At 55.6% G+C, this 21,559-nt stretch carries 21 protein-coding genes; 9 read left to right on the top strand and 12 right to left on the bottom strand.

Annotation, left to right across the window (positions count from 1 at the left end; genetic code table 11):
- Positions 1–186 precede the first annotated feature (186 nt).
- A complete protein-coding gene (metG, locus tag ACQY5R_RS01035; RefSeq protein WP_428603467.1) occupies positions 187–2,226 on the bottom strand; it encodes a methionine--tRNA ligase in 2,040 nt (679 codons plus the stop codon).
- A gap of 325 nt (positions 2,227–2,551) precedes the next feature.
- On the opposite strand from metG, the gene apbC reads away from it, so the two are divergent.
- The 3 genes from apbC (at position 2,552) to ACQY5R_RS01020 (ending at position 5,844) form a co-directional block, all read left to right on the top strand.
- Positions 2,552–3,643: an iron-sulfur cluster carrier protein ApbC gene (apbC, locus tag ACQY5R_RS01030; protein ID WP_428603465.1), complete on the top strand. Its 1,092-nt coding sequence runs from the start codon at positions 2,552–2,554 to the stop codon at positions 3,641–3,643.
- Between the two features lie 360 nt (positions 3,644–4,003).
- Positions 4,004–5,158 (top strand): PilT/PilU family type 4a pilus ATPase, encoded by a 1,155-nt coding sequence (locus ACQY5R_RS01025; RefSeq protein WP_428603580.1) that lies wholly within the window; start codon positions 4,004–4,006, stop codon positions 5,156–5,158.
- A gap of 164 nt (positions 5,159–5,322) precedes the next feature.
- A complete protein-coding gene (locus tag ACQY5R_RS01020; RefSeq protein ID WP_428603463.1) occupies positions 5,323–5,844 on the top strand; it encodes a deoxycytidylate deaminase in 522 nt (173 codons plus the stop codon).
- An 11-nt stretch (positions 5,845–5,855) separates the two neighbouring features.
- On the opposite strand, the gene ACQY5R_RS01015 is transcribed toward ACQY5R_RS01020, so the two are convergent.
- From ACQY5R_RS01015 to purM, 3 genes are read right to left on the bottom strand one after another with little or no spacing between them, the layout of a single operon-like run.
- Complete coding sequence (locus ACQY5R_RS01015; RefSeq protein WP_428603461.1) at positions 5,856–6,587, bottom strand: DUF3108 domain-containing protein; 732 nt, start codon at positions 6,585–6,587, stop codon at positions 5,856–5,858.
- Between the two features lie 11 nt (positions 6,588–6,598).
- Positions 6,599–7,267 (bottom strand): phosphoribosylglycinamide formyltransferase, encoded by a 669-nt coding sequence (gene purN / locus ACQY5R_RS01010; RefSeq protein ID WP_428603459.1) that lies wholly within the window; start codon positions 7,265–7,267, stop codon positions 6,599–6,601.
- Positions 7,264–8,316 (bottom strand): phosphoribosylformylglycinamidine cyclo-ligase, encoded by a 1,053-nt coding sequence (gene purM / locus ACQY5R_RS01005; protein WP_428603457.1) that lies wholly within the window; start codon positions 8,314–8,316, stop codon positions 7,264–7,266. The genes purN and purM overlap by 4 nt, the downstream gene beginning before the upstream one ends.
- Positions 8,317–8,610: 294 nt before the next feature.
- Here purM and ACQY5R_RS01000 point away from each other — a divergent pair, with 294 nt between their 5' ends.
- Positions 8,611–9,705: a DUF2066 domain-containing protein gene (locus ACQY5R_RS01000; RefSeq protein ID WP_428603455.1), complete on the top strand. Its 1,095-nt coding sequence runs from the start codon at positions 8,611–8,613 to the stop codon at positions 9,703–9,705.
- An 85-nt stretch (positions 9,706–9,790) separates the two neighbouring features.
- Positions 9,791–10,348, top strand: coding sequence for a CDP-alcohol phosphatidyltransferase family protein (locus tag ACQY5R_RS00995; RefSeq protein WP_428603453.1), 558 nt, complete (start codon positions 9,791–9,793; stop codon positions 10,346–10,348).
- Positions 10,349–10,357: 9 nt separating this feature from the next.
- Here ACQY5R_RS00995 and hda read toward each other — a convergent pair whose 3' ends face one another.
- From hda to arsC, 3 genes are read right to left on the bottom strand one after another with little or no spacing between them, the layout of a single operon-like run.
- Positions 10,358–11,062, bottom strand: a complete 705-nt coding sequence (hda, locus tag ACQY5R_RS00990) for a DnaA regulatory inactivator Hda (protein ID WP_428603451.1) — start codon at positions 11,060–11,062, stop codon at positions 10,358–10,360.
- Positions 11,063–11,065: 3 nt separating this feature from the next.
- Positions 11,066–11,665, bottom strand: a complete 600-nt coding sequence (wrbA, locus tag ACQY5R_RS00985; RefSeq protein WP_428603449.1) for an NAD(P)H:quinone oxidoreductase — start codon at positions 11,663–11,665, stop codon at positions 11,066–11,068.
- Positions 11,665–12,051: an arsenate reductase (glutaredoxin) gene (gene arsC / locus ACQY5R_RS00980; protein WP_428603447.1), complete on the bottom strand. Its 387-nt coding sequence runs from the start codon at positions 12,049–12,051 to the stop codon at positions 11,665–11,667. The genes wrbA and arsC overlap by 1 nt, the downstream gene beginning before the upstream one ends.
- 129 nt (positions 12,052–12,180) lie before the next feature.
- Here arsC and ACQY5R_RS00975 point away from each other — a divergent pair, with 129 nt between their 5' ends.
- Together ACQY5R_RS00975 and ACQY5R_RS00970 are read left to right on the top strand one after the other, a co-directional pair.
- Positions 12,181–12,699: a TlpA disulfide reductase family protein gene (locus ACQY5R_RS00975; RefSeq protein ID WP_428603445.1), complete on the top strand. Its 519-nt coding sequence runs from the start codon at positions 12,181–12,183 to the stop codon at positions 12,697–12,699.
- Between the two features lie 8 nt (positions 12,700–12,707).
- Complete coding sequence (locus ACQY5R_RS00970) at positions 12,708–12,965, top strand: acylphosphatase (protein ID WP_428603578.1); 258 nt, start codon at positions 12,708–12,710, stop codon at positions 12,963–12,965.
- A 10-nt stretch (positions 12,966–12,975) separates the two neighbouring features.
- On the opposite strand, the gene ACQY5R_RS00965 is transcribed toward ACQY5R_RS00970, so the two are convergent.
- The 4 genes from ACQY5R_RS00965 to ACQY5R_RS00950 all read right to left on the bottom strand — a co-directional run bounded on the left by ACQY5R_RS00965 (position 12,976) and on the right by ACQY5R_RS00950 (position 17,512).
- Positions 12,976–13,851, bottom strand: coding sequence for a hypothetical protein (locus tag ACQY5R_RS00965; protein WP_428603443.1), 876 nt, complete (start codon positions 13,849–13,851; stop codon positions 12,976–12,978).
- A 124-nt stretch (positions 13,852–13,975) separates the two neighbouring features.
- The gene (gene cpdA, locus ACQY5R_RS00960) at positions 13,976–14,821 is read right to left on the bottom strand and encodes a 3',5'-cyclic-AMP phosphodiesterase (RefSeq protein WP_428603441.1); all 846 of its coding nucleotides are present in this window, start codon (positions 14,819–14,821) and stop codon (positions 13,976–13,978) included.
- A gap of 387 nt (positions 14,822–15,208) precedes the next feature.
- Positions 15,209–15,724 (bottom strand): 3-hydroxyacyl-[acyl-carrier-protein] dehydratase FabA, encoded by a 516-nt coding sequence (gene fabA, locus ACQY5R_RS00955; RefSeq protein ID WP_428603439.1) that lies wholly within the window; start codon positions 15,722–15,724, stop codon positions 15,209–15,211.
- Between the two features lie 63 nt (positions 15,725–15,787).
- Complete coding sequence (locus ACQY5R_RS00950; RefSeq protein WP_428603437.1) at positions 15,788–17,512, bottom strand: proline--tRNA ligase; 1,725 nt, start codon at positions 17,510–17,512, stop codon at positions 15,788–15,790.
- Between the two features lie 240 nt (positions 17,513–17,752).
- Here ACQY5R_RS00950 and ACQY5R_RS00945 point away from each other — a divergent pair, with 240 nt between their 5' ends.
- Positions 17,753–18,391 (top strand): transglutaminase-like cysteine peptidase, encoded by a 639-nt coding sequence (locus ACQY5R_RS00945; protein ID WP_428603435.1) that lies wholly within the window; start codon positions 17,753–17,755, stop codon positions 18,389–18,391.
- A 67-nt stretch (positions 18,392–18,458) separates the two neighbouring features.
- A complete protein-coding gene (locus tag ACQY5R_RS00940) occupies positions 18,459–20,420 on the top strand; it encodes an EAL domain-containing protein (RefSeq protein WP_428603433.1) in 1,962 nt (653 codons plus the stop codon).
- Between the two features lie 463 nt (positions 20,421–20,883).
- On the opposite strand, the gene ACQY5R_RS00935 is transcribed toward ACQY5R_RS00940, so the two are convergent.
- Entirely contained in the window at positions 20,884–21,318 is a 435-nt protein-coding gene (locus tag ACQY5R_RS00935) for a DUF4124 domain-containing protein (protein WP_428603431.1), read from the bottom strand.
- Positions 21,319–21,559 lie beyond the last annotated feature (241 nt).

The following is a 21,559-nucleotide window of genomic DNA, read 5'->3' as shown; positions in this document are numbered from 1 at the left end:
TTTAGGTATATCCAGCGGTGCACCTGAAGTATATTGCATTATATGCTACTGAGAAACAAAAAATACATGCACAATATTTCATATATTTATCTGTTTCATCAATAGCAATTATCGTTTCGACTGCAATTATCCCCTGTTTTTGGTCATTTAATCGATAAAAAACAGTGGGTTGTTGATTTATATTGCCTATTTCACACGCATGCCCGGTTTGGCGCCGCTATCCGGCGATAGGATGAACAACTCTTTTCCTCCCGGACCGGCAGCCAATACCATCCCCTCAGACAGACCGAAGCGCATCTTTCGCGGGGCCAGGTTGGCCACCATCACGGTGAGTCGTCCTTCCAGTTCGTTCGGCTCATAGGCGGATTTGATGCCGGCAAAGACATTGCGCATCTCCCCGTCCAGATCAAGGGTCAGTTGTAATAGCTTTTCCGCTCCTTCAACCCGCTCCGCCTTGACGATTTTGACGATACGCAGATCGATCTTGGCAAAGTCGGCGTAATCAATGGTTTCGTTGATCGGATCCTCGGTGAGCGGTCCGCTCGGCTGGGTGGCGGCGCCGTCCTGTTTTTCCAGATCTGCTTTGGAAGCGGCAATGATCGCCTCGATCTGGCTCGGCTCGACGCGTGTCATCAGCGGCTTGAAGGCATCGATGTTATGACCCAGCAACGGTTCGCGAAGGGATGCCCAGCTTAGCGGCGCTACCTGCAAGAAGTTTTCTGAGCGTTCGGCGGTTGCCGGCAGGATCGGTCTCAGGTAGCCGATTAGCAGTCGGAACAGGTTCAGGCCCATGGAGCAGACCTGCTGTAACTCGCTATCCCGTCCCGCTTCCTTGGCGATCACCCAAGGTTTCCGTTCATCGATATACTGATTCGCCCGATCGGCCAGGGCCATGATTTCCCGTACGGCACGGCTGAATTCGCGCTTTTCATAATGTTCGGCGATCTGACTGCCGGCCTCGACAAAGTGCTTGAATAGCGCTTCATCGGCGAGTTGCTCGGCCAGTTTTCCGTCGAAACGTTTTTTGATGAAACCGGCGCAACGGCTGGCGATGTTGACCACCTTGCCGACCAGATCTGAATTGACCCGTGCCTGGAAATCCTCCAGGTTGAGATCGATGTCCTCAATTCCGCCGCCCAGCTTGGCGGCAAAGTAGTAGCGCAGATATTCCGGATTCAGATGGTCCAGGTAGGTGCGGGCCTTGATAAAGGTGCCGCGCGACTTGGACATTTTCTGCCCATCCACCGTGAGAAAGCCGTGTGAAAAGACGGCTGTCGGGGTGCGGAAGTCGGCGCCGTTCAGCATGGCCGGCCAGAACAGGGCATGAAAATAGATGATGTCCTTGCCGATAAAGTGGTACAGCTCGGCGGCGGAGTCTTTGTTCCAAAACTCATCAAAATCCAGGTCGTCGCTGCGGTCACAGAGATTTTTAAAGCTGGCCATATAACCGATGGGGGCATCCAGCCAGACGTAGAAGTACTTGCCCGGGTGATCAGGAATCTCGAAACCGAAGTAGGGGGCATCCCGGGAGATATCCCACTCGTGCAGCCCGGCTTCGAACCATTCATCCAGTTTGTTGGCTACCTCGGCTTGCAGATGGCCGCCCCGGGTCCAGTTCTTGAGCATCTCCTCGAAATCGGCCAGTTTGAAAAAGTAGTGCTCCGAATCCCGGTCTACCGGTGTCGCGCCGGAGATGGCCGAGACGGGATTTTTCAGTTCATTGGGCGAATAGCTGGCGCCGCACACTTCGCAATTGTCGCCATACTGATCCGCGGCACCGCACTTCGGGCACTCCCCTTTGATGAAACGGTCCGGCAGGAACATCTCTTCGATGGGATCGTAGGCCTGGGTGATGGCGCGGTTGGCGATATGCCCCTGTTCTTTGTTGCGCTGATAGATCAGCGAGGCGTAATGACGGTTCTCCTCCGAATGGGTGGAGTGATAGTTATCAAAACCCACATTGAAATCGGCGAAATCGGCCTTGTGCTCTTGTGCAACCCGGGTGATCAGGGCTTCCGGCTCGATTCCTTCCTTGCGGGCGCGTAGCATGATCGGGGTGCCGTGGGCATCGTCGGCGCAGACGTAGAGACACTGGTTGCCCCGCATTTTCTGGAAGCGGACCCAAATATCGGTCTGAATATACTCCACCATATGGCCGATATGGATCGGGCCATTGGCATAGGGAAGGGCGCTGGTCACCAGTATTTTTCGCGCTGTCTGATTCATGATTCCACGGCTGTGTCTGGGGGGAAAGAAGCCCGGCCGGCCAAATTGAGGTGCCACACCGCAAATGTCCGTCCAGTAAAACGCACAATTATCACATAATTCGTGGGATTGCGAAAAGCTATCAACTTGGTCACGCCGCTGCAAACAGATCCGAAAAGCCAAGTATCACAGGGATTTAATGGCGGCAGGAAGGACAATTGTCAATGCCGGGTCCTTCAAAGACCTAGCAATTTGGTTGGGCATAAGCGTTTTTTAATGTAGAATGCGCGGCCATCATTACCCGAATTGGCGGCCTCTCTGTGAGGCCTTCCCGTAGGAGCATGCAATGGCTGAAGTAACAAAAGAGTTGATCGAAGAGGCAATCAAAGGGTACACGGAACCTCACCTCGAAAAGGATTTGGTCAGCGCCAAGTTTATTAAAGGGATTGAGATTGACGGCGGCGCCGTGAAGGTGACGGTAGAGCTGGGGTTCCCGGCGAAGGGCTTTAAAGATCAGTTGGCGGATGCGTTGAAGGCGCAGATCACCGCCGTGGAGGGTGTCTCCTCGGTCGATGTGGATGTCGACTGGAAGATCACCGCCCACTCGGTGCAGAAATCGCTGAAGCCGATTGACAATGTGAAGAACATTATCGCCGTCGCCTCCGGAAAGGGTGGTGTGGGTAAATCCACCACGGCCGTGAATCTGGCGTTGGCGCTGGTGGAAGAGGGCGCCAAAGTGGGACTGCTGGATGCAGATATCTACGGCCCTTCACAGCCACGCATGCTGGGCGTTTCCGGGCAGCCGGAGTCGAAAGACGGCAAGAGCCTGGAGCCGATCGAGAATTACGGTATTCAAGCCATGTCTATCGGTTTCCTGATTGACGAAGAGACCCCAATGATCTGGCGTGGCCCCATGGTCACCCAGGCGCTGGAACAATTGCTGAACGATACCAACTGGGCCAACCTGGATTATCTGATCATCGATCTGCCGCCGGGCACCGGTGATACCCAGCTGACCCTGGCTCAGAAAGTGCCGGTGTCGGGCGCGGTGGTGGTGACCACGCCTCAGGATATCGCCCTGCTGGATGCGCGCAAGGGCTTCAAGATGTTTGAAAAGGTCGAGGTGCCGGTATTGGGTATCGTGGAAAACATGAGTATCCATATCTGTTCCAACTGTGGCCACGAAGAGCATATCTTCGGCGAGGGTGGCGGTCGGCGCATGGCCGAGCAGTACGGGGTCAATTTCCTCGGCGCCCTACCGCTGGATATCCGCATTCGCGAAGAGACCGATGGCGGCAAGCCGACCGTGGTAACAGATCCCGATGCACGCATTTCGCAGATCTACCGTGAGATTGCCCGCAAGACCACGGCTATCCTGGCCTTACAGGCTAAGAGCTATGCTGCTAAGTTCCCCAATATCGTGATTCAGAACAACTGAACCGGAACCCGGAACTATTGGATCAAGAAAAAGCCCGCCGTTGCGCGGGCTTTTTTTATCAAAAACAAACCTGATTACCCACAATGCTGATCCAGTTTCGGAATCCGTTAATAAGGCCGCAAATAGACGTGAGTAATAATAAAATCGTTTCACTAGCTATTGAGCAATAGAACAGATCTCTCTCTGAAAATGTATGATGGCTTCTCGATAAGGAGACGAAATATATGGGGATTTTCAGCATTCGCGTTCATTCGCGACTACTATTTTCCTAACCGTGGCTGAGCCAGATGAGTCGTCAGAAAAGTAAATGTACGGTTATGCTTTGCTTCATCTTTTTCGTAGTCAGTAAGGGTTCTGCCTATCATGTTTAAAAATTACCTGAAAATCCTCGCTTCGAAAGACGGTTCCGATCTCTATCTGTCGACCGGGGCACCGCCGGCGGCCAAATTCCATGGCCAGCTCAAGGCACTGGCCAAAGAACCGATGGTCCCGGGGCAGGTGAAGCAGATCGCCTATGAAATTATGGACGAGGAACAGATCGCCAGTTTTGAACAGAAGCCCGAGATGAATCTGGCTATCAGCGAGCCGGGGGTGGGTCGGTTTCGGGTCAATATCTTCAAGCAGCGAAACGAGATCGCCATGGTGGTGCGGAATATCAAAACCGATATTCCCAGCGTCAAGTCACTTGGGTTACCGGAGATCCTGACCCGGGTGGTGATGGAGAAACGGGGGCTGGTACTGTTTGTCGGCGGAACCGGTTCCGGAAAGTCCACCTCCCTGGCGGCCTTGATTGACCATCGCAACAGCCATAGCTCGGGGCATATTATTACCATCGAGGACCCGATCGAATACGTCCACCCCCACAAGAAAAGTATCGTTAATCAGCGGGAAGTGGGTGTGGATACCGACTGTTACGAAGATGCCCTCAAGAATACCCTGCGCCAAGCGCCGGATGTGATCCTGATCGGTGAAATCCGCGACCGGGAGACCATGGAACATGCCATGGCGTTTGCCGAGACCGGACATCTCTGCATTTCCACACTGCACGCCAACAATGCCAACCAGGCACTCGACCGCATTATCAATTTTTTTCCGGAAGAGCGGCGGCCACAACTGCTGATTGACCTATCACTGAATCTGAAAGCCTTTGTTTCCCAGCGCCTGATACCTACGGTGGATGGCAAGCGGGCGGCAGCGATCGAGATTCTGCTTGGGACATCGACGGTGGAAGAGTTGATCAAGCGGGGTGATATTTCCGGCATCAAGGAGGTGATGGAGAAGTCCGAGGCGCTCGGTATGCAGACCTTTGACGGGGCGCTGTTCAATCTGCTGCAACAGGGTCGGATCAGCCGTGAAGAGGCGATCAAGAATGCCGACTCACCCAACAACCTGCAACTTAAGATAAAACTGAAACAGGGACAGGCATCCGCCGCTTCCGTGGGCAGTTCGCTCTCCCTGGAAGAGATCAAGGTGGAAGAGGACGAGGAGGCGTCATCAGAGGGAGAGGGTGGCTAGGGTAAACCCCTCTGTTGACCTGACGGCATCACTACTTCAGACTAGCGCCGGCTGGCAGAAAGGGTTGCGGCCAGCTTGGCGTGCCAATCGGCACAAACGCGCTGTATCACTTGATGGCGGATTCTACCCGTCTCAAACCCGGCAATCCCCGTGAGGTCTTATCGATGAGTGTCAAATGGGATACCCGTTTCCTGGGGCTGGCGGCCCATATTTCCGCCTGGAGCAAGGACCCTTCATCTCAGGTCGGGGCGGTGATCACCGATGGCAACCGCATCGTTTCCGTCGGCTATAACGGTTTTGCCGCCGGGGTGGAGGATCGAACTGAACGGCTGACAGATCGTAACTGCAAACTGAACCTGACCATTCACGCGGAAGAGAACGCCATGATCTTCGCCAAGCGGGATCTCACCGGTTGTACCGTCTATGTCACCCATCCTCCCTGTCCACGTTGCGCCTCGAAACTGATCCAGGAAGAGGTGAAGCGGATTGTCTGTATTGCGCCGAGTGAGGATTTCCTCTCCCGCTGGGCCGATGATCTGAAACTCTCCCAGGAAATGTACCAGGAGGCAGGTGTGGAGTACTGCAGTTACGCACTGGATCAGGTCAACGTCGACGACGCCCAGATCACGGTGGCTCCGGGTGGTTTTTTCAAATCGGTGATGAGCCGGCTGCTACAACGCGACTGATCGGTGATCGCTCAACTCTTCTGATCTAGCCAGGAGACGGAGATCAACTCCATGACATAGTCGCCATCTTTTTCGTGTTTGGCGATACGCACCGGCAGGAAGTTGAGATCGGGTGCAAACCAGAGGGTTGTTCGGGACGGCTTGTCACCCTTGTTCCTTTCCAGCTTAATGGTTTGATAGTGACCTGATTCGATCCGGATCGGCTCTCGGCTGATCTCCGTATAGCGGTAGCTCTTCAATAGTCCGCCGTCGGCGACCTGGTATTCGGCACTCTTTTCGCCCCGACTGAGTGCCAGGCTCAGTGCCAATTGTTGACTGAACTTGTCCTGCGTTCCCTCGTGAATCTCCATGCTCCAGTTTGAGTCGGGTGTCCGGTTTGCCACCCGCCCGGTACGCCAATTGAAATCGAGATTGACCTGGCGCGTCCGTTTCGGGCGCTTGTGGGTATAGAGATAGCGGGAGGGGATGACCTGGTCGTTGCGTAACCGTCCCTCGCTCAGTTCGGTAATTTCGTCTTTGCGGAACACCGCGGCCAGACCGACCGGTGCGGTGAAGGCGCGGTAGGTGTAACGGTCGTCACTGCTCAGGCTGAGGGTGATGGTTGCCCGGCCAATCACAAAACTGCCTTTACTGACCCGGTACTCGGCGCTATAGGGCTTCAGGGAAACGTCGGTCTCCCCCAGTACGAGGTCCGGTAGTAGCAGGGTCCAGCCTGCCAGCAGCAATTTGCCGAGTGATCTCATGTTGAGATCACTCATACGGCGTTTAACTGATTGAATTCCATGACAATCGGTCCTTGTAGTGGTTGTCCATCCAGTTCAATCGATCCCGCTGTGACCCGCAAGCGGCCTTCGGCAAACCAGCGAATGACCCTCGGGTAGATCTGATGCTCTTGCGTCAGCACGCGGGCAGCCAGTGTGGACTCGTCATCACCGGGCTCTATCGGTACACGAACCTGCAGTATCACCGGCCCGCCGTCCAGCTCTTCGGTAACCAGATGAACGCTGGCGCCGTGAACCGGGTCGCCAGCTTCGAGTGCCCGTTGATGGGTATGCAAGCCACGATACTTGGGCAACAGGGAAGGGTGAATGTTCAGTAGTTTTCCCTGGAAGTGATTGACCAGTGCCGGTGTCAGAATACGCATGAAACCGGCCAATATCACCAATCCCGGTTGAAAACTGTCGATCAGCTCCACCAACGCCCGGTCGTAGGTCTCCCGGTCCGGATAGTTGGTATGGTCGAGTATCCGCGTGGGGATGGCGGCGCGCTGGGCCCGTTCCAGACCGAAGGCGTCTGCACGGTTGCTGATGACGGCCCGTATTTCCACCGGGAGATCGGCGGCGGCGCCATCAATGATGGCTTGAAGATTGCTGCCGCTGCCTGAGATCAATACGACTATGGGCAGTTTTTGCACTTGGGTCACGATACCAGTTCCACGCAGGGCGCGCCGTCGTGCGCCTCGATCCGACCCAATTTCCAAACGGTTTCGCCTTCTGCCTGTAGCAGTGTGATGGCTTGTTCCGCGTCTGCTTCGGCGACACAGACCACCATGCCGACACCGCAGTTGAAGGTGCGCAGCATCTCGGCCTCCAGTACATTGCCCTGTTCCTGCAACCACTGGAATACCGCCGGCCGCTGCCAGGAGTTACTGTCGACCAGGGCACGGGTACCCGCTGGCAGCACGCGCGGCAGGTTCTCCGGTAAGCCGCCGCCGGTGATGTGCGCCATGGCGTGGATATCGATGGATTGGTGCAATGCCAGCAGCGACTTAACATAAATGCGGGTCGGGGTGAGCAAGGCGTCTCCCAGTTTGCGGTCACCCAGCGGCTGGTTCAGGTCCGCACCCGATACCTCCAGGATCTTGCGGACCAGGGAATAACCGTTGGAGTGGGGGCCGGAGGAGGCGAGTCCCAGCAACACATCGCCGGGTTGCACCCGGTCCGGTTGAATAATACGGGATTTCTCCACGATGCCGACACAGAATCCGGCCAAGTCATAGTCGCCGGTTTCGTAGATGCCCGGCATTTCGGCCGTTTCCCCGCCGGTGAGCGCAGCGCCGGAGAGCCGGCATCCCTCGGCAATGCCAGTGATCACACTGCTGGCTACGTCTACATCAAGGTGGCCCGTGGCGTAGTAGTCGAGGAAGAACAGCGGTTCCGCACCGGTGACGATGATGTCATTGACGCACATGGCGACCAGGTCGATGCCGATGGTGTCATGCTTCTGCAGCGCCAGGGCCAGTCGCAGTTTGGTCCCCACGCCGTCGGTGCCGGATACCAGTACCGGCTCCCGGTAACGGTCCAACGGCAGTTCGAAAAGCGCACCGAATCCCCCCAGCCCTGTCATTACGCCGGGTCGGAAGGTGTTTTTTACAATGGGTTTAATCCGCTCGACCAGGCTGTTCCCGGCGTCGATATCGACACCGGCATCCCGGTAACTGAGAGAGACGGAGTCGGTTTTGTTCTGATCCACTGATCACTCCAGGCTAGGTGCGCGTTAAGAGAACGGGCTGCAGTTGTTGATTCTACCAAATCCACAGGGAGGGATCAGGCAAAGGGAGCGGAATTATACCATCGGAAATGATAGCGGGTGATTTTTCCGGTTGCCGAAAGAGACGGCATCGAATGTCTGTAGGCGATTAATGGATTTGCGGCGGGGGGCAGGCTAGAATCGACCGGATTATTACGTCAGTCGGACTCCTATCACATGCCCAGTTGTTTAACAGCCCCATCTCATCGCACGCTAACCCTAAGCCGGATATTACTGTTGCTGGCACTATTTGTCGGGGGCATCTCGTTTGCCGCTGCCAGCCAGGTAACCGGACTTTACAGCGCGGAGGTGGCGGTCGATGGGCAGTCCGCCGAGCAGCGGACCGACGGCATACGGCGTGCCTTCGCACAGATGTTGGTGAAGGTGACGGGGAATCGGCATGTCGCGCAGCGCCCGGAAATACAGAACGATATCGAGCAGGCACCACGCTACGTCCAACAGTTCCGTTATCGCCTTGATGCCAGTCGTGTACCGACCGGCGAATCCTCCGCGACGGAGGCCGGTACCGCTTCGGTTGGTGAGATATCCGCCCGCCTGCTGACCGTGCAGTTTGATACGGCTGCCGTACAGCGTTTGCTGAGAGAGCGGCGCTTACCGGTGTGGGGGGAGAACCGTCCCTCGGGGTTGGTTTGGCTGGGGATAGAGAGTCAGGGACAGCGCCGGGTAATGCGCCCCGAATCGGATGAACCCCTGCTCTCCGCCATGACTGCGGCGGCCGCGCAACGTGGTATCCCCTTGTTGCTGCCGCTGATGGACCTGGAGGATCAGGCGGCGGTACAGGTGGCCGATCTGTGGGGTGATTTTGAGCAGAATATCAGCCGGGCCTCCCAACGCTACACACCTGACTTGATCGTTACCGGTAGATTGACCCAGCTCTCGAGCAAATTGTGGCGGGTTACCTGGCGTCTCTACCACGGTGACCGCCAGTCCAACTGGCGTGATGAGGGGGATGATCCCGCCGCATTGGCCCATGCCGGGATTGAGCATGTGAGCGATTTGCTGGCGGAGCTGTACGCACCGGTCGGTGGCGAAGCCAATTTGTCCCGGATCAGGCTTCGAGTCAGTGGCGTGTCGGATTTAACCCAATATGTCGGGATAGGCCGTTTTCTGCAGTCCCAGAGTTCGGTGGAGCGGGTCGATATGATGTCGGTTGAGCCGGATGCGATCACCTATGAATTACAGGTAAGAGGGGGTGTGCAGGTCTTGGAACAGGGTCTCGCCCTGGGAGGCATGATTGAACCGATCACGGATCTGCCGGATGTATCGCTTCCGCTTATCGAGGGAGTCGATCTCTTCTACCGTATGCGTTAACCTCAAAAACAGGGAGTGGTGGAAAAAAGGAGCGTATGCATAGTCGCCGCGCGCTTTTTTCTACCCTAGGGGTGACAAGATTGTGATGTTGAAACGCGAAGATATACCCAATCTGATCAGTATATTGCGTATCTTCATGTCGGTGCCGGTTGTCTGGATGCTGCTGGAACAGCAGTTTGGCGTGGCGCTGGTACTGTTTGCCGTGGCCGGCATATCAGATGGCTTGGACGGTTACCTGGCTAAACACTATGGTTGGCAGAGTCAGCTGGGTGGGTTACTGGATCCGCTGGCGGACAAAGTGTTGCTGGTCTCCAGTTACCTTACCCTGGCCCTGATCGAGGTGATCCCGGTTTGGTTGGTGCTGTTGGTTATTTTACGGGATCTGGTGATCGTCACCGGTGCCCTGGTCTACCACTTCCGTGTAATGGAGTTGACGGCCAATCCAAGTTTTATCAGCAAAATCAATACCTTCTCCCAAATCATGCTGGTGTTGGCCGTGGTCCTGGACCGCGGCCTGTTGGCCTTGCCCGGGGTTTTGATCGAAAGCCTGGTGTGGCTGGTTATGGTTACTACCGTCGCCAGCGGCGTGAATTACGTATGGGTTTGGAGTCGTTTGGCGATGGCCCATCAAAAGGATCAGTGAGTGGTCTATTTACCCGTCAGTTTGTCGATTCAGGAACGCCTTGATGAAGGGGATGGTCAGCGCGCGTTTTGCCTCCAGCGAAGCGTGATCGAGCTGTTTCAGCAGGCGTCGTAGCGAACCCATATCCCGTTGCGTGTGGCGCAGGATGTAACGTGCCGTCTCTTCGCTCAAGGTCAGGCCGCGCCTGGCGGCCGCGGCCGTTAGCGCTGCTATCTTATCGTTATCATCCAATGGTTGCAGTTGATAGCAGAGACCCCAGCTCAGCCGCGAGCGCAGATCGGCGAGGGCGATCGGCAGGTTCAGTGGGCCGCAGTGGGCCGTCACCAGCAGTGATTTCCCCTGCTCCCGCAGCCGATTGAACAGATTGAAGACACCTGTCTCCCAGTCTGGCTGGCCGGCGATCTGTTCGATGTCATCCAGGCAGATAATATCCATCTGTTCCAGGTCGTCAAAGATGGCCGGTGACAGTTGGGTGGCTTGATCCAGTGGGATATACAGGGCCGATCGTCCGGCCTGATCCGCCAGTTGCGTGGCGGCTTGAAGCAGATGGCTTTTCCCGGTCTGAGTCGCCCCCCAGAGATAGATAAACGGCTCGCCCGTCCCTGTGGCACAGGTGGAAAGGTCAGAGACCGCCTGTTGGTTGGCGGCGGGCAGATAGCTGTCAAGGTTGGTACTCTCTGGCAGAGTGAGTCCGAGGGCGAGTTGTTTGGGCATCGATCAGGGGTTGTCGGTCAGTTTTTGAGCGAAGCTGGCGATCCGTTTGCCCAGGGCACGGCAGAGCAGTTTCTCGTCTTCAGTGAGCGGTAATTTGCTATCTACGCCGGCCAAGTGGCTTGGACCGTAAGGCGTCCCCCCTGAGACGGTGTGCAATAGCGTCGTCTCGCTATAAGGCAAGCCGGTTATCAGCATGCCGTGGTGGAGCAGGGGCAACATCATGGAGATCAGGGTGGTTTCCTGTCCGCCGTGCATACTGGATGACGAGGTGAAGACAGCGCCCGGTTTGCCGGCCAGACCTCCGGTCAGCCAGAGTGGGCTGGTGCTATCGATAAACTGCTTCATTGGTGCCGCCATATTGCCGAATCGGGTCGGACTGCCGAGGGCGAGGCCGGCGCAGGACTCCAGATCGGCTGTGGTGGCGTAGGGGGCGCCACTGTCCGGAACGGCCGGTTCGGTCGCTTCACAAACCGGGGAGACCGCCGGAACGGTACGCAGCTTGGCCTGCATTCCCGGTACCTCTTCGACCCCCCGGGCGATCTGTCGGGCCATTTCGGCCGTCGCCCCATAACGGCTGTAGTAGAGCACCAGTATCTCCGCCATCAGAGTATATCCAGTACGCGTTGCGGCGGGCGTCCGATGATTACCTGGCCATCTTTGACGACGATCGGACGTTCAATCAATCTGGGATGGTCCAGCATGGCCTGGATCAACTGCTCATCGGAAAGATCCGGGTTGTCCAGCCCGGCCTGCTGGTATTCCGCTTCACCCTGGCGCATCAAGTCCCGTGGGCGCATGCCCAATGCCTGGAGGATCTGGGTCAACTCTTCCCGGCTGGGTGGTTGTTTTAGATATTCGATGACTTCGGCTGCTACACCTTCCTCTTGCAGAATCTGCAGGGTCTGGCGGGATTTACTGCATTGTGGGTTGTGGTAGATCTTTACCGTCATGATAATCTCGACGCTCCTCTCCGAATAGCGGCCGCCCATTGTAACCAAACCTATGGTGTTGAAACAGCGGCGAAGGGTGTGCTTTTTGCCGCAGTGGTGAATGCGCGGGTGATGTCGACGGTGGGTGTATGATATGGCGTCATGGTGTTTAAGATTTGCAGGGCCTAGATGATGCGTAGTATCTCTCGACTAATTGGAGCGGTGTGGTGGCTGCTGTTCAGTGTCTCTGTTCAGGCGGTGGACTTTACGCTGCCGGATCTGCAGGGCAAGGATCGGACGCTTGCTGAGTTTCGTGGACAGTGGCTACTGGTCAATTTCTGGGCAACCTGGTGTCCCCCCTGTATCGAAGAGATGCCGGAGCTGGAGCGTTTTTATCTGGATCACAAAGATCGGGATGCCCGGGTCATTGGAATCAATATGGAGGATATCCCGTTGCAGCGGCTCAAGGAGTTTGTGGAGGAGGCCTTTATCAGTTATCCGATATTGTTGGCGCCTGCCGATGGCTATACTCCTTTAGGGCCGATACCGGCACTACCTACTTCTATCCTGATTTCTCCACAGGGAGACGTGGTGGCGAGACATGTGGGAGGTATGACGGCGGTGATGATCGAGCGGTTACTGAAACAGGCGGAGCAATCGCAAAAGCCCGCTCTGGCTGATAGCGAAAACGGGAGGCGTGTCCATTGACGATCTGTATGCGGTATCTGGTATCCGGAAAGGTTCAAGGGGTGTTCTTTCGTGCCTCAACCCGGTTTGAAGCCGAACGTCTGAAAATTACCGGCTATGCCAAGAACCTCACCGATGGCCGGGTCGAAGTGCTTGCCTGCGGTGAAGCCGAAGCGCTTGATCAGTTGCGTAGCTGGCTGACGCATGGACCGCCCCAGGCCAGCGTGGCGGGGGTTTCCAACGAACCTGTTCCATTCCAAGAGCTGGTGGAGTTTAGTGTTCGCTGATCGCTGATCGCTAACGCGCTGTCTCTTCGGCCGGTGCCTCTATTCTTGGGTCTGTCCAGGGCCTGAATTTCGCCGGCGCACCATTCACTCTGTAATCATGGCCTTGGTTTCTGCTGTCCTGCGGAGCCGATTCTCCCGGCAACGGGGTGACAGGAGCATCGGGCTGTTCCTGCGGGTATTGGCTCGAGGGTGGCGGGTTCAGGTACGCTCCCTGTTCGTCCCAGCCAGGGGGGGCAGGCTGTGTCGGAACATATGACGGTGGTTGCTGCTGGCGCAGCGGCGCTGCGGGATAGTAGGGGGTGTCGTCCGGAGCATACCCGGTGTTGGGGTAATAGTAGCCATTTTCATATCCGGGTGCGGGTTGGGTCGGGTACCCGTACTCTTGTCCGTAGCCTTGTGGATAACCATATTCCAGCGGGGCGGCGTATGGGGGGTAGGAAGGCGCCGTCGGGTACGGATAAGGGTATCCGTAAGCGGACGGCTGATCATACCCGGAGGAGTAACCGGGAGCGGCCGGGTAGCCCCAAGGGGTTGCCGAATACTCTGGCTGATAAGGGTAAACCGGTGGCACGGACGTTTCATCGGCACCTGAGCTGTAGGGATAGGGAGCAGAACTTGCCGTCTCGCCACTGGGGTATGTGCCGTCATAGGGGATAGCCGGTGCGGATAGCGGATAGCCGTTGGACGGATAGCCTTGTATTGTGGAGGATCTGGACGGTTGGCTGGATATGCCTGTCGCATCGATTGTCTGGGCGGGCCTCTCGGCAGGAGTGGTCTCAATGGGACGCCAATTGGTACCCGTATCGGCGAAGCGCCGTGGTTCATCCGCCAGAACGGCAGTGACGGCGAGTGTGAGGCAGAAGGCACCGTGAAAGAACCTTTGCATGGTTATGCTCCCTTTTATTGACCGGATGAATAGCCGCTCCGGTTCTTGTCGTTGCCGTTATCATAACCGGAAAAAAGGGATCATGTCGCCGTTAGGCGAGAGGGTTCGGTGCCGCAGGAGTCGCTCAGTAACCGGCCGTTTTCAGGTCGAGGCCGGGGGGGAGTTCGGCGATTCGTTCAATGCCGGTATTGATGCGACCATCTGGCAACAGCTCCAGCCAGCGAAATCCGGGCGGGGTGGTGCTGATCCCGAACTTATCCTGGTTTTCAATGAATTGAATACAGGTAGAGGGCGTTCCCATCATCTTGATGCCGTTGAGTTCGGTATCAAAGGTTTGATGAATATGGCCCCATACCACTCCTTTTACATTTCCATGCCGATTCAGGATGGATAAAAAGGGCGCTGGATTGTCCAGGGCCATTTTATCCATCCAGGCGCTGTTGATATGTATCGGATGATGATGCAGGGCGATGAGTACATGGTGTTCCGGATGGTTGCCCAAGGCGTTATCCAGTGTCTGCAACTCCTGGTCGCTCAGATGTCCCCCTTCAGAATGCGGTAGGGTGGAGTCGAGCAGGACGATTAACCAGTTACCCAATTTGATCTCTTTGGGGGTCTCGACCAACCGGCCCTGCATGTGGGTGCGGAGCATGTCCGGTTTGTCATGGTTTCCCGGCAGGCAGCAAGCCCGAATGCCGAAATCCTCAACATATCGTTTGAGGCGGGTGTAACCAATGGCGGAGGCGTCGTGAACCAAGTCGCCGGTTAGCAGTAGTAAATCGGTTTCCGCTTTATGCCGCTCAGCCAGGGACATCACCCACTCGAAGCTGAGTTGGGTATTGATACCGGCCAGTTTCCACTCTGTATCGGTATGCAGGTGACAGTCAGTGACCTGCAAAATCCTAATGGCTTGCCGTTTCCGCGAGGATGCAGGTTTCTGACTGTTAAGGTTGACGATGTCTTGGGCCATATTAAAACCAGATGTCGACCGATATAGCTGAATATTAAGTCATGAAGGGCAATTTTGTATCTGGCGCGGATGTGATGAACGCGGCAATACCGCTCCACTATAAGGATTTTTTCTCTGAAACCTGCTTTTTTGTGGACTGGGTCACATTTTTTTAGGTTCCTATTTCGTTGCAGGATGTGTCTGTATTAGTTCAACAAGTCGCTATCCTGGTTTGAAAAGCGTGCTAGGAGGGCCGCGAGTTGTGGACTTTTGGACGGCGGGAAGCTAAAGCAGGTTGGATAAGGGGCCGGTTCCCTGGACATGCAAATAGGGAGGTCATAACGGATGGGTTACGTCAGTTCGATTTCACCCATCTGTTTGGTTGTCCGGTCCGGTCGGTTACGTGGTTCAGAAGTTGTCGGTTGAGACAAATAGGCCTACACGCAGGTCTTTAGCGCTATAGATTTCCCGTCCATCCACCTTCATGACCGCATCGGCAACCCCCATGACCAGACGACGGGTAATAACCCGCTTGAGGTCTATGTGGTAGGAAACTTTTTTTGCGCTGGGCAACACCTGTCCGGTAAATTTTACTTCGCCGACACCCAGTGCCCGACCATGGCCAGGATTGCCTAACCAGGCCAGAAAGAAGCCGACCGCCTGCCACATGGCATCCAGTCCCAGACAACCTGGCATGACCGGGTCGCCGGGGAAGTGGCAATCGAAAAACCAGAGGTCTGGCGTGATGTCCAGCTCCGCTTCAATCACTCCCTTTCCGTAGGCGCCACCTTCATCGGAAATCCGGGTGATCCGGTCCATCATCAGCATGTTGGGGACAGGCAACTGCGCGTTGCCTTCGCCAAACATTCTGCCGTAGCCGCAATCCAGCAGCTGCTCTCTTGTAAAGCTTTCTACTTTTGCCATGAATCCAGTTTCTCTGTTGTGATTGTCTTCAGGTATGAGACGCGATGCCTGACTCCTTGGAAATCAGGTCTGTGGGCTCAATTGCTCCTGCAGGAAGGGTACGATTCGATCTATTTCGATCATACTGTTGTCACTGTCACACCTGCCGCGGTATTCCAGTTTACCTTCGTCCAGACTGCGCTCGCCGATTACGATCCGGTGAGGAATACCGATCAATTCCATGTCCGCAAACATGGCTCCCGGACGGGCACCGCGATCATCCATCAGTACCTCAATGCCTACGGCGCTTAGCTCCCGGTAGAGTTGCTCAGTGGCTTCACGAACCCGATGTGATTTATTCAGTTTCATTGGACAAAGAGCGACCTGGAAGGGGGCGATGGCGGCTGGCCAGATGATCCCCTTGTCGTCGTGATTCTGTTCAATGGCGGCGGCGGCCACGCGGGAGACACCGATGCCGTAGCAACCCATTTCCATTACCAGGCTCCGGCCATTTTCATCCAATACCGATGCCTTCATCGCCTCGCTGTACTTATTTCCCAACTGGAAGATATGCCCGACCTCAATACCCCGGGCCAGGGTTAGGGTGCCCTGGCCGTCCGGACTGGGGTCCCCCTCCTGCACGTTACGGATATCCGCAACCTTCGGTGTGGGCAGGTCACGTTCCCAGTTGATGCCGAAATAGTGCTTCCCATCCTGATTGGCCCCGGCGCTGAAATCCGCGGTCAGGGCGACAGTCCGGTCGATGATGCAGGGGATCGGCAGATTGAGCGGGCCCAGGGATCCGGGGCCGGCACCGATCGCTTCACGGATTTGCTCTTCGCTGGCGAAGGTCAGGGGTGCTGCCACCTCAGGCAGTTTCTCTGCCTTGATTTCATTCAGTTCATGATCACCCCGTACCAGTAGGGCAACGTAGTCGGCCGGTTCCTCCTCGGCGGCGACAACAATCAGTGTTTTTATTGTTTTTTCAATGGGTTGATTGAATTGGTCAACCAGGTTCTGAATGGTTTTGGTCTCGGGTGTGTCGACCAGTCGCAATGTCTCGTTTGGCGCGGCGAGGCCAGTACCAAGCGCCACCGCTTCAGCCGTTTCGATATTGGCGGCATAATTGCTCTCGGTCGAGAAGGCGATGGCATCTTCACCGGAATCGGCCAATACATGGAACTCCATCGAAGCGCTGCCGCCGATGCTGCCGCTGTCCGCCTGTACCGCCCTGAACTCCAAACCGCAACGGGTAAAGATACGGCTGTATGTCTGGTGCATCAAATCATAGGTTTGCTGCAGGGAGGCTTGGTCGACGTGGAAAGAGTACGCATCCTTCATCAGGAATTCGCGCGCACGCATGACGCCGAAACGGGGCCGAATCTCATCGCGGAATTTGGTTTGAATCTGGTAGAAGTTGATCGGCAGCTGTTTGTAGCTGTGCAACTCGTTACGGGCCAGGTCGGTGATGATCTCTTCGTGGGTAGGACCGTAACAGAAAGCCCTTTTGTGCCGGTCGTTGAGGCGCAGCAGTTCCGGGCCGTACTGCTCCCAACGTCCCGATTCCTGCCATAATTCGGCCGGTTGGATGGAGGGCATCAGTACCTCCAGTGCACCGGAACGGTCCATCTCCTCCCGGACGATGGCTTCGACCTTGCGCAGCACCCGCAGGCCCAGCGGCAGCCAGGTGTAGAGACCAGCGGCGAGTTTGCGGATCATGCCGGCTCGGATCATGAGCTGGTGACTGCTGATCTCGGCGTCGGAGGGAGTCTCCTTGACGGTCTGAAGAGGAAATTGGGATGTGCGCATGTCCGGGGTCCAGGGGGTGTGGGTGCAAAATGCGCCTATTCTAACGGTATGCCCTGGTCGGGACAAATGGATGACGACGATTAGATTGGGGTTGCCGCTTTATCTGCCGGGGCTACAGCATTCCCGCTAGCTGCCGAAAAAACTCTATTGGATATTGATTTTATCAGCGGTAGCCCATTGTTCATTGCACCAGCCACAGCTTATCACCCTGCTCCGCTTGCCAGAATTCACTGGCATTGGATGCGTTGGATTGTGTTGGCAATAGCGCTGTTACTGGGTGGTGTGGTAGCTAGCGACTCTCTGGTCAGTGCCGCGCTGATCCAGTGGGCCAAGCAGACCTATGGCGAGCTGGCTGCAAACAGAATAGTCGAGTGGCAGAATCTGATGGAGACGCATCCAGACGCGAACGAAACGGAAAAACTGACCCTGGTAAACGACTTTTTCAACCGGCTTACCTACCGTTCCGACCTCAATATCTGGGGTAAGGAAGATTACTGGGCTACACCGGCGGAAGCACTGGGACGCGGCCAGGCCGACTGTGAGGATTACTCCATCGCCAAATACTTTACGCTGCGGGAGATGGGGGTGCCGGAGGAGAAGATGCGCATTATGTATGTGAAGGCTCTGGAGTTAAACCAGGCGCACATGGTATTGACCTACTACCCAGAGAAGGGGGCGATTCCCCTGGTGCTGGACAATCTCAACGGTCAGATCCTCTCGGCTGACAAGCGTGGTGATCTGGCTCCGGTATACAGCTTCAATGCGGAGGGGCTGTGGCTGGCCAAGAGCCGGGGACGGGGTGAGAAGGTGGGGTCGTCGAGCCGCATTAGCCTCTGGCAGGACCTGAAGGCACGCATGGCCCGGGAGACGGCGCAATGAAGCCCAAGCAATACAGTCGATTTCTTACACAACAGAATAATAAGCGGAGCGCTGAGGTAAGCCTATTATGACCTTGCCAAAACAACTGGTGGCACTGATTGTCACCCTGCTGCTGTTGGTCTTTGTCGGGACCTTTCTGATCACGGTACATAACACCCGGGATTATCTGGAAAAGCAGTTGGAGTCGCATGCCCAGGATGCCGCTACTTCGCTGGGATTGTCGATCTCTCCCTACATGGCGGATATGGATCTGGCGACGATCACTTCAATGACCGATGCTATCTTTGACCGCGGATTCTATCGCTCCATTCGAATCGAAGATATGCAGGGTAAGCCCTGGGTAGATCGGGTGTTGCCGGTGCAGCTTGAAGGTGTACCGGAGTGGTTTATCAACATGTTGCCGCTAACGACGCCGGAGGGTGTATCCGTCCTCATGGATGGCTGGGTTCAGCGGGGGCGGGTTGTTATCAGCAGCCATCCCGGCTACGCCTATCGTCAACTATGGGAAAACATCGCCGGAACATTGCGTTGGTTCCTGGTCAGTGCCGTTGCCGCTCTAGTAATCGGTGTGTTGATACTGAAGAGGGTATTGGGGCCCCTGAAGTCGGTTGAACAGCAAGCCAATGCCATCTGCAACCGTGAATTCCCGATCCTGGATCCATTACCCAAAACGCCTGATATACGACGCATGGTAGAGGCGATGAACCGGATGTCGGCTAAGGTGCGACAGATGTTGGATGAACTGGAGCGTCTCGCTGCCGGATTCCGGCGCCAGGCTCATCAGCATCCGGTAACCGGTCTGGCCAATAAGCGGTTTTTTATGGATCTGCTGGTTAACCAGATCGACTCCACCGAAGAGTTTTCCCGCGGTGCGCTTTGCCTGGTGCAGCTGAAGGATTTCAAACGCTATAACGATGCGCATGGTTATAGTGCGGGTGATGCGCTATTGGGGCAGACGGCGAGGGCGTTGGAGACGGTATCCGCCCAGTGGCCGAGAAGTCAGCTTGCCCATCTTGCCGGTGCCGATTTTGCGCTGCTGGTAGAAGAGTGTGCCGATGACCAGATTCCACGCTTGGCTGAGCAGTTGGTGGCGCTATTGACCGGTCTTTACGGCAGTGGAAAGCTGGATAACCCGGATGTGGGGCATGTCGGTATTGGCTTGTTTGATGGTCGCCAGAGTGCCTCCGAACTGCTGGCGGAGACCGATATGGCGTTGCGTATTGCCCAGAGCAAGGGTGCCAATGGGTGGCATCTTAGCCGGCCCGAAGAGGGGCAGGCGAGCCCGATACGGGGTGCTGCCGAATGGCGTGCGTTTATCGGTGAGGCGTTACAACGTGAGCGAATTCAACTTCACTATCAGCCGGTGGTGACCCGTGCGGACCGCCAACTGTTGCACCAGGAGGTTTTGGTCAGGATCCCACAGGATCTGGAGCATCCTGATCAAGCCCGTTTGTTGACCGCAGGGCTGTTCATGCCACAGGTAGAGAGCCTGAATATGACCGCAGAAATTGATAAGGCCGTGATCAGTCAAGTATTGCAACGTCTGCGAGCGTCCGGCGAAGATCAGACGCGCTATGCCGTGAATCTCTCACTGCAATCGATCACGACAGCCGGATTTATGAAGTGGCTGGCGGAGCGATTGGGAGACAATCGCGAGCTGACATCACGCCTTATTTTTGAATTGCCGGAGTATGGGGTTGTGTCGTTGATTGACAAGGTCAACGCATTGCTAGATCTGGTCACTGGCTTTGGCGCAAAATTGTCGATCGATCATTTCGGCAGGAGCTTCAGTTCGCTAGCCTATTTACGCTCGATGAAGATCGATTACCTGAAAATCGATGGCAGCTTCATGCGTTCCATCGATGACAGTAAGGATAATCAGTTCTTTGTGCAAGCCCTGACGGAAATAGCCCACGGTCTGGAGATCGTCGTCATAGCCGAAGCGGTTGAGACAGAAGCGGTATGGGAAATTTTGTCGTCGCTGCATGTGGATGGGGCACAAGGCTACTATATTGGCCGGCCCGAGTAGGTAGAGGGACAGGCGCCGCGGCGGTCAGTTGCCTTGAATATGTTTTTTGACCTGATCTCCGGGCGACCAAGGCGCGTGGCTGAATGGTGAGCAAAATAAAAACCCCGAAGACATCCTTACCTTCGGGGTCACCGTCGTATTCTTTTGGCAGAAAGCGGAATCCTTTCACCCATCCTTGAAGAGTATCACCGATCCGTGGTCTTCCTTGTTGACGGTGAGTAAAGTATGGGAGATCGTGTGGTTATTGTCTGTAGGGGGAACACGGTCGCCTTGTAGGAAATTTCCTAAACTGGCAAATGACGTTAAACAGAACCGTTAACAGTTAAAAATATATATTTATTAATGGTTTATGTTGCTAGTCTGTTTGCGGGCGGATGGTTGTGGGTGATACCGTTATTAGTACAGGTAAATTTGCAGTGGCCTGTTGTAGCCGGCCACTGCAGTGACAATGGGCCAGTATTGGTTATTTGTCGCAAAATTCCTTGATCTGATTCTGGCTATCTTTGATTTTTTGCTGGCGCTCTTCCTCTGTCAGGCGTTTGTAGAGGCCATCCGGTGTCTTCACCAGCTTTTTTCCCAGGTTGGTATACAGGTTGAGGTTGTAGCGGGCGGCAGTGCAGTTCTCCGATTTTATCTTGTTGGATGCAGCAATCTCCTCTTTGCTGGGACTATCAGCCTCAGGCTTGGCCTCGTCTGCGTTGGGTGTCCTAGTTGCGTCGCTCTTTGGCGGTGCCGGGGGCGCGACGTGGACCTTGATCTCCGCCGCTTTGCCTGAAGGAGGTGGGGACTGGGAGTAAACCGTTGTGCCATTCTCATCGACCCAGCGATACATACGGGCCTCCGCCACCCCGATACAGGAGATTGCGAGCAGCAGGGGTAGCAGTAATCGGATAATCATGCGCATCATCCTTATTTATTAGTGTTGGAAGAGACTTTTTTCATTGTAGGGTTTGCATTCGGGGTCAGCAAGGATGGATTTCGCAAAACGGTACTATTTGGGTCGCAGCATAAGCGCATGAATAATCATGGGAAAGCCGATCGCCAGTTCATCGGTTTTCGATGGTGGAGTCATTGCCCGAACATTTGATAACTGAGATTTTGCGGGTACGGGTTAGGTATTGGACGCCGCGCCTGCCAAT

Source organism: Sedimenticola sp. (genome assembly GCF_050289425.1).
GTDB lineage: Bacteria > Pseudomonadota > Gammaproteobacteria > Chromatiales > Chromatiaceae > Sedimenticola.
This window is presented reverse-complemented; position numbering and strand designations above follow the sequence as displayed.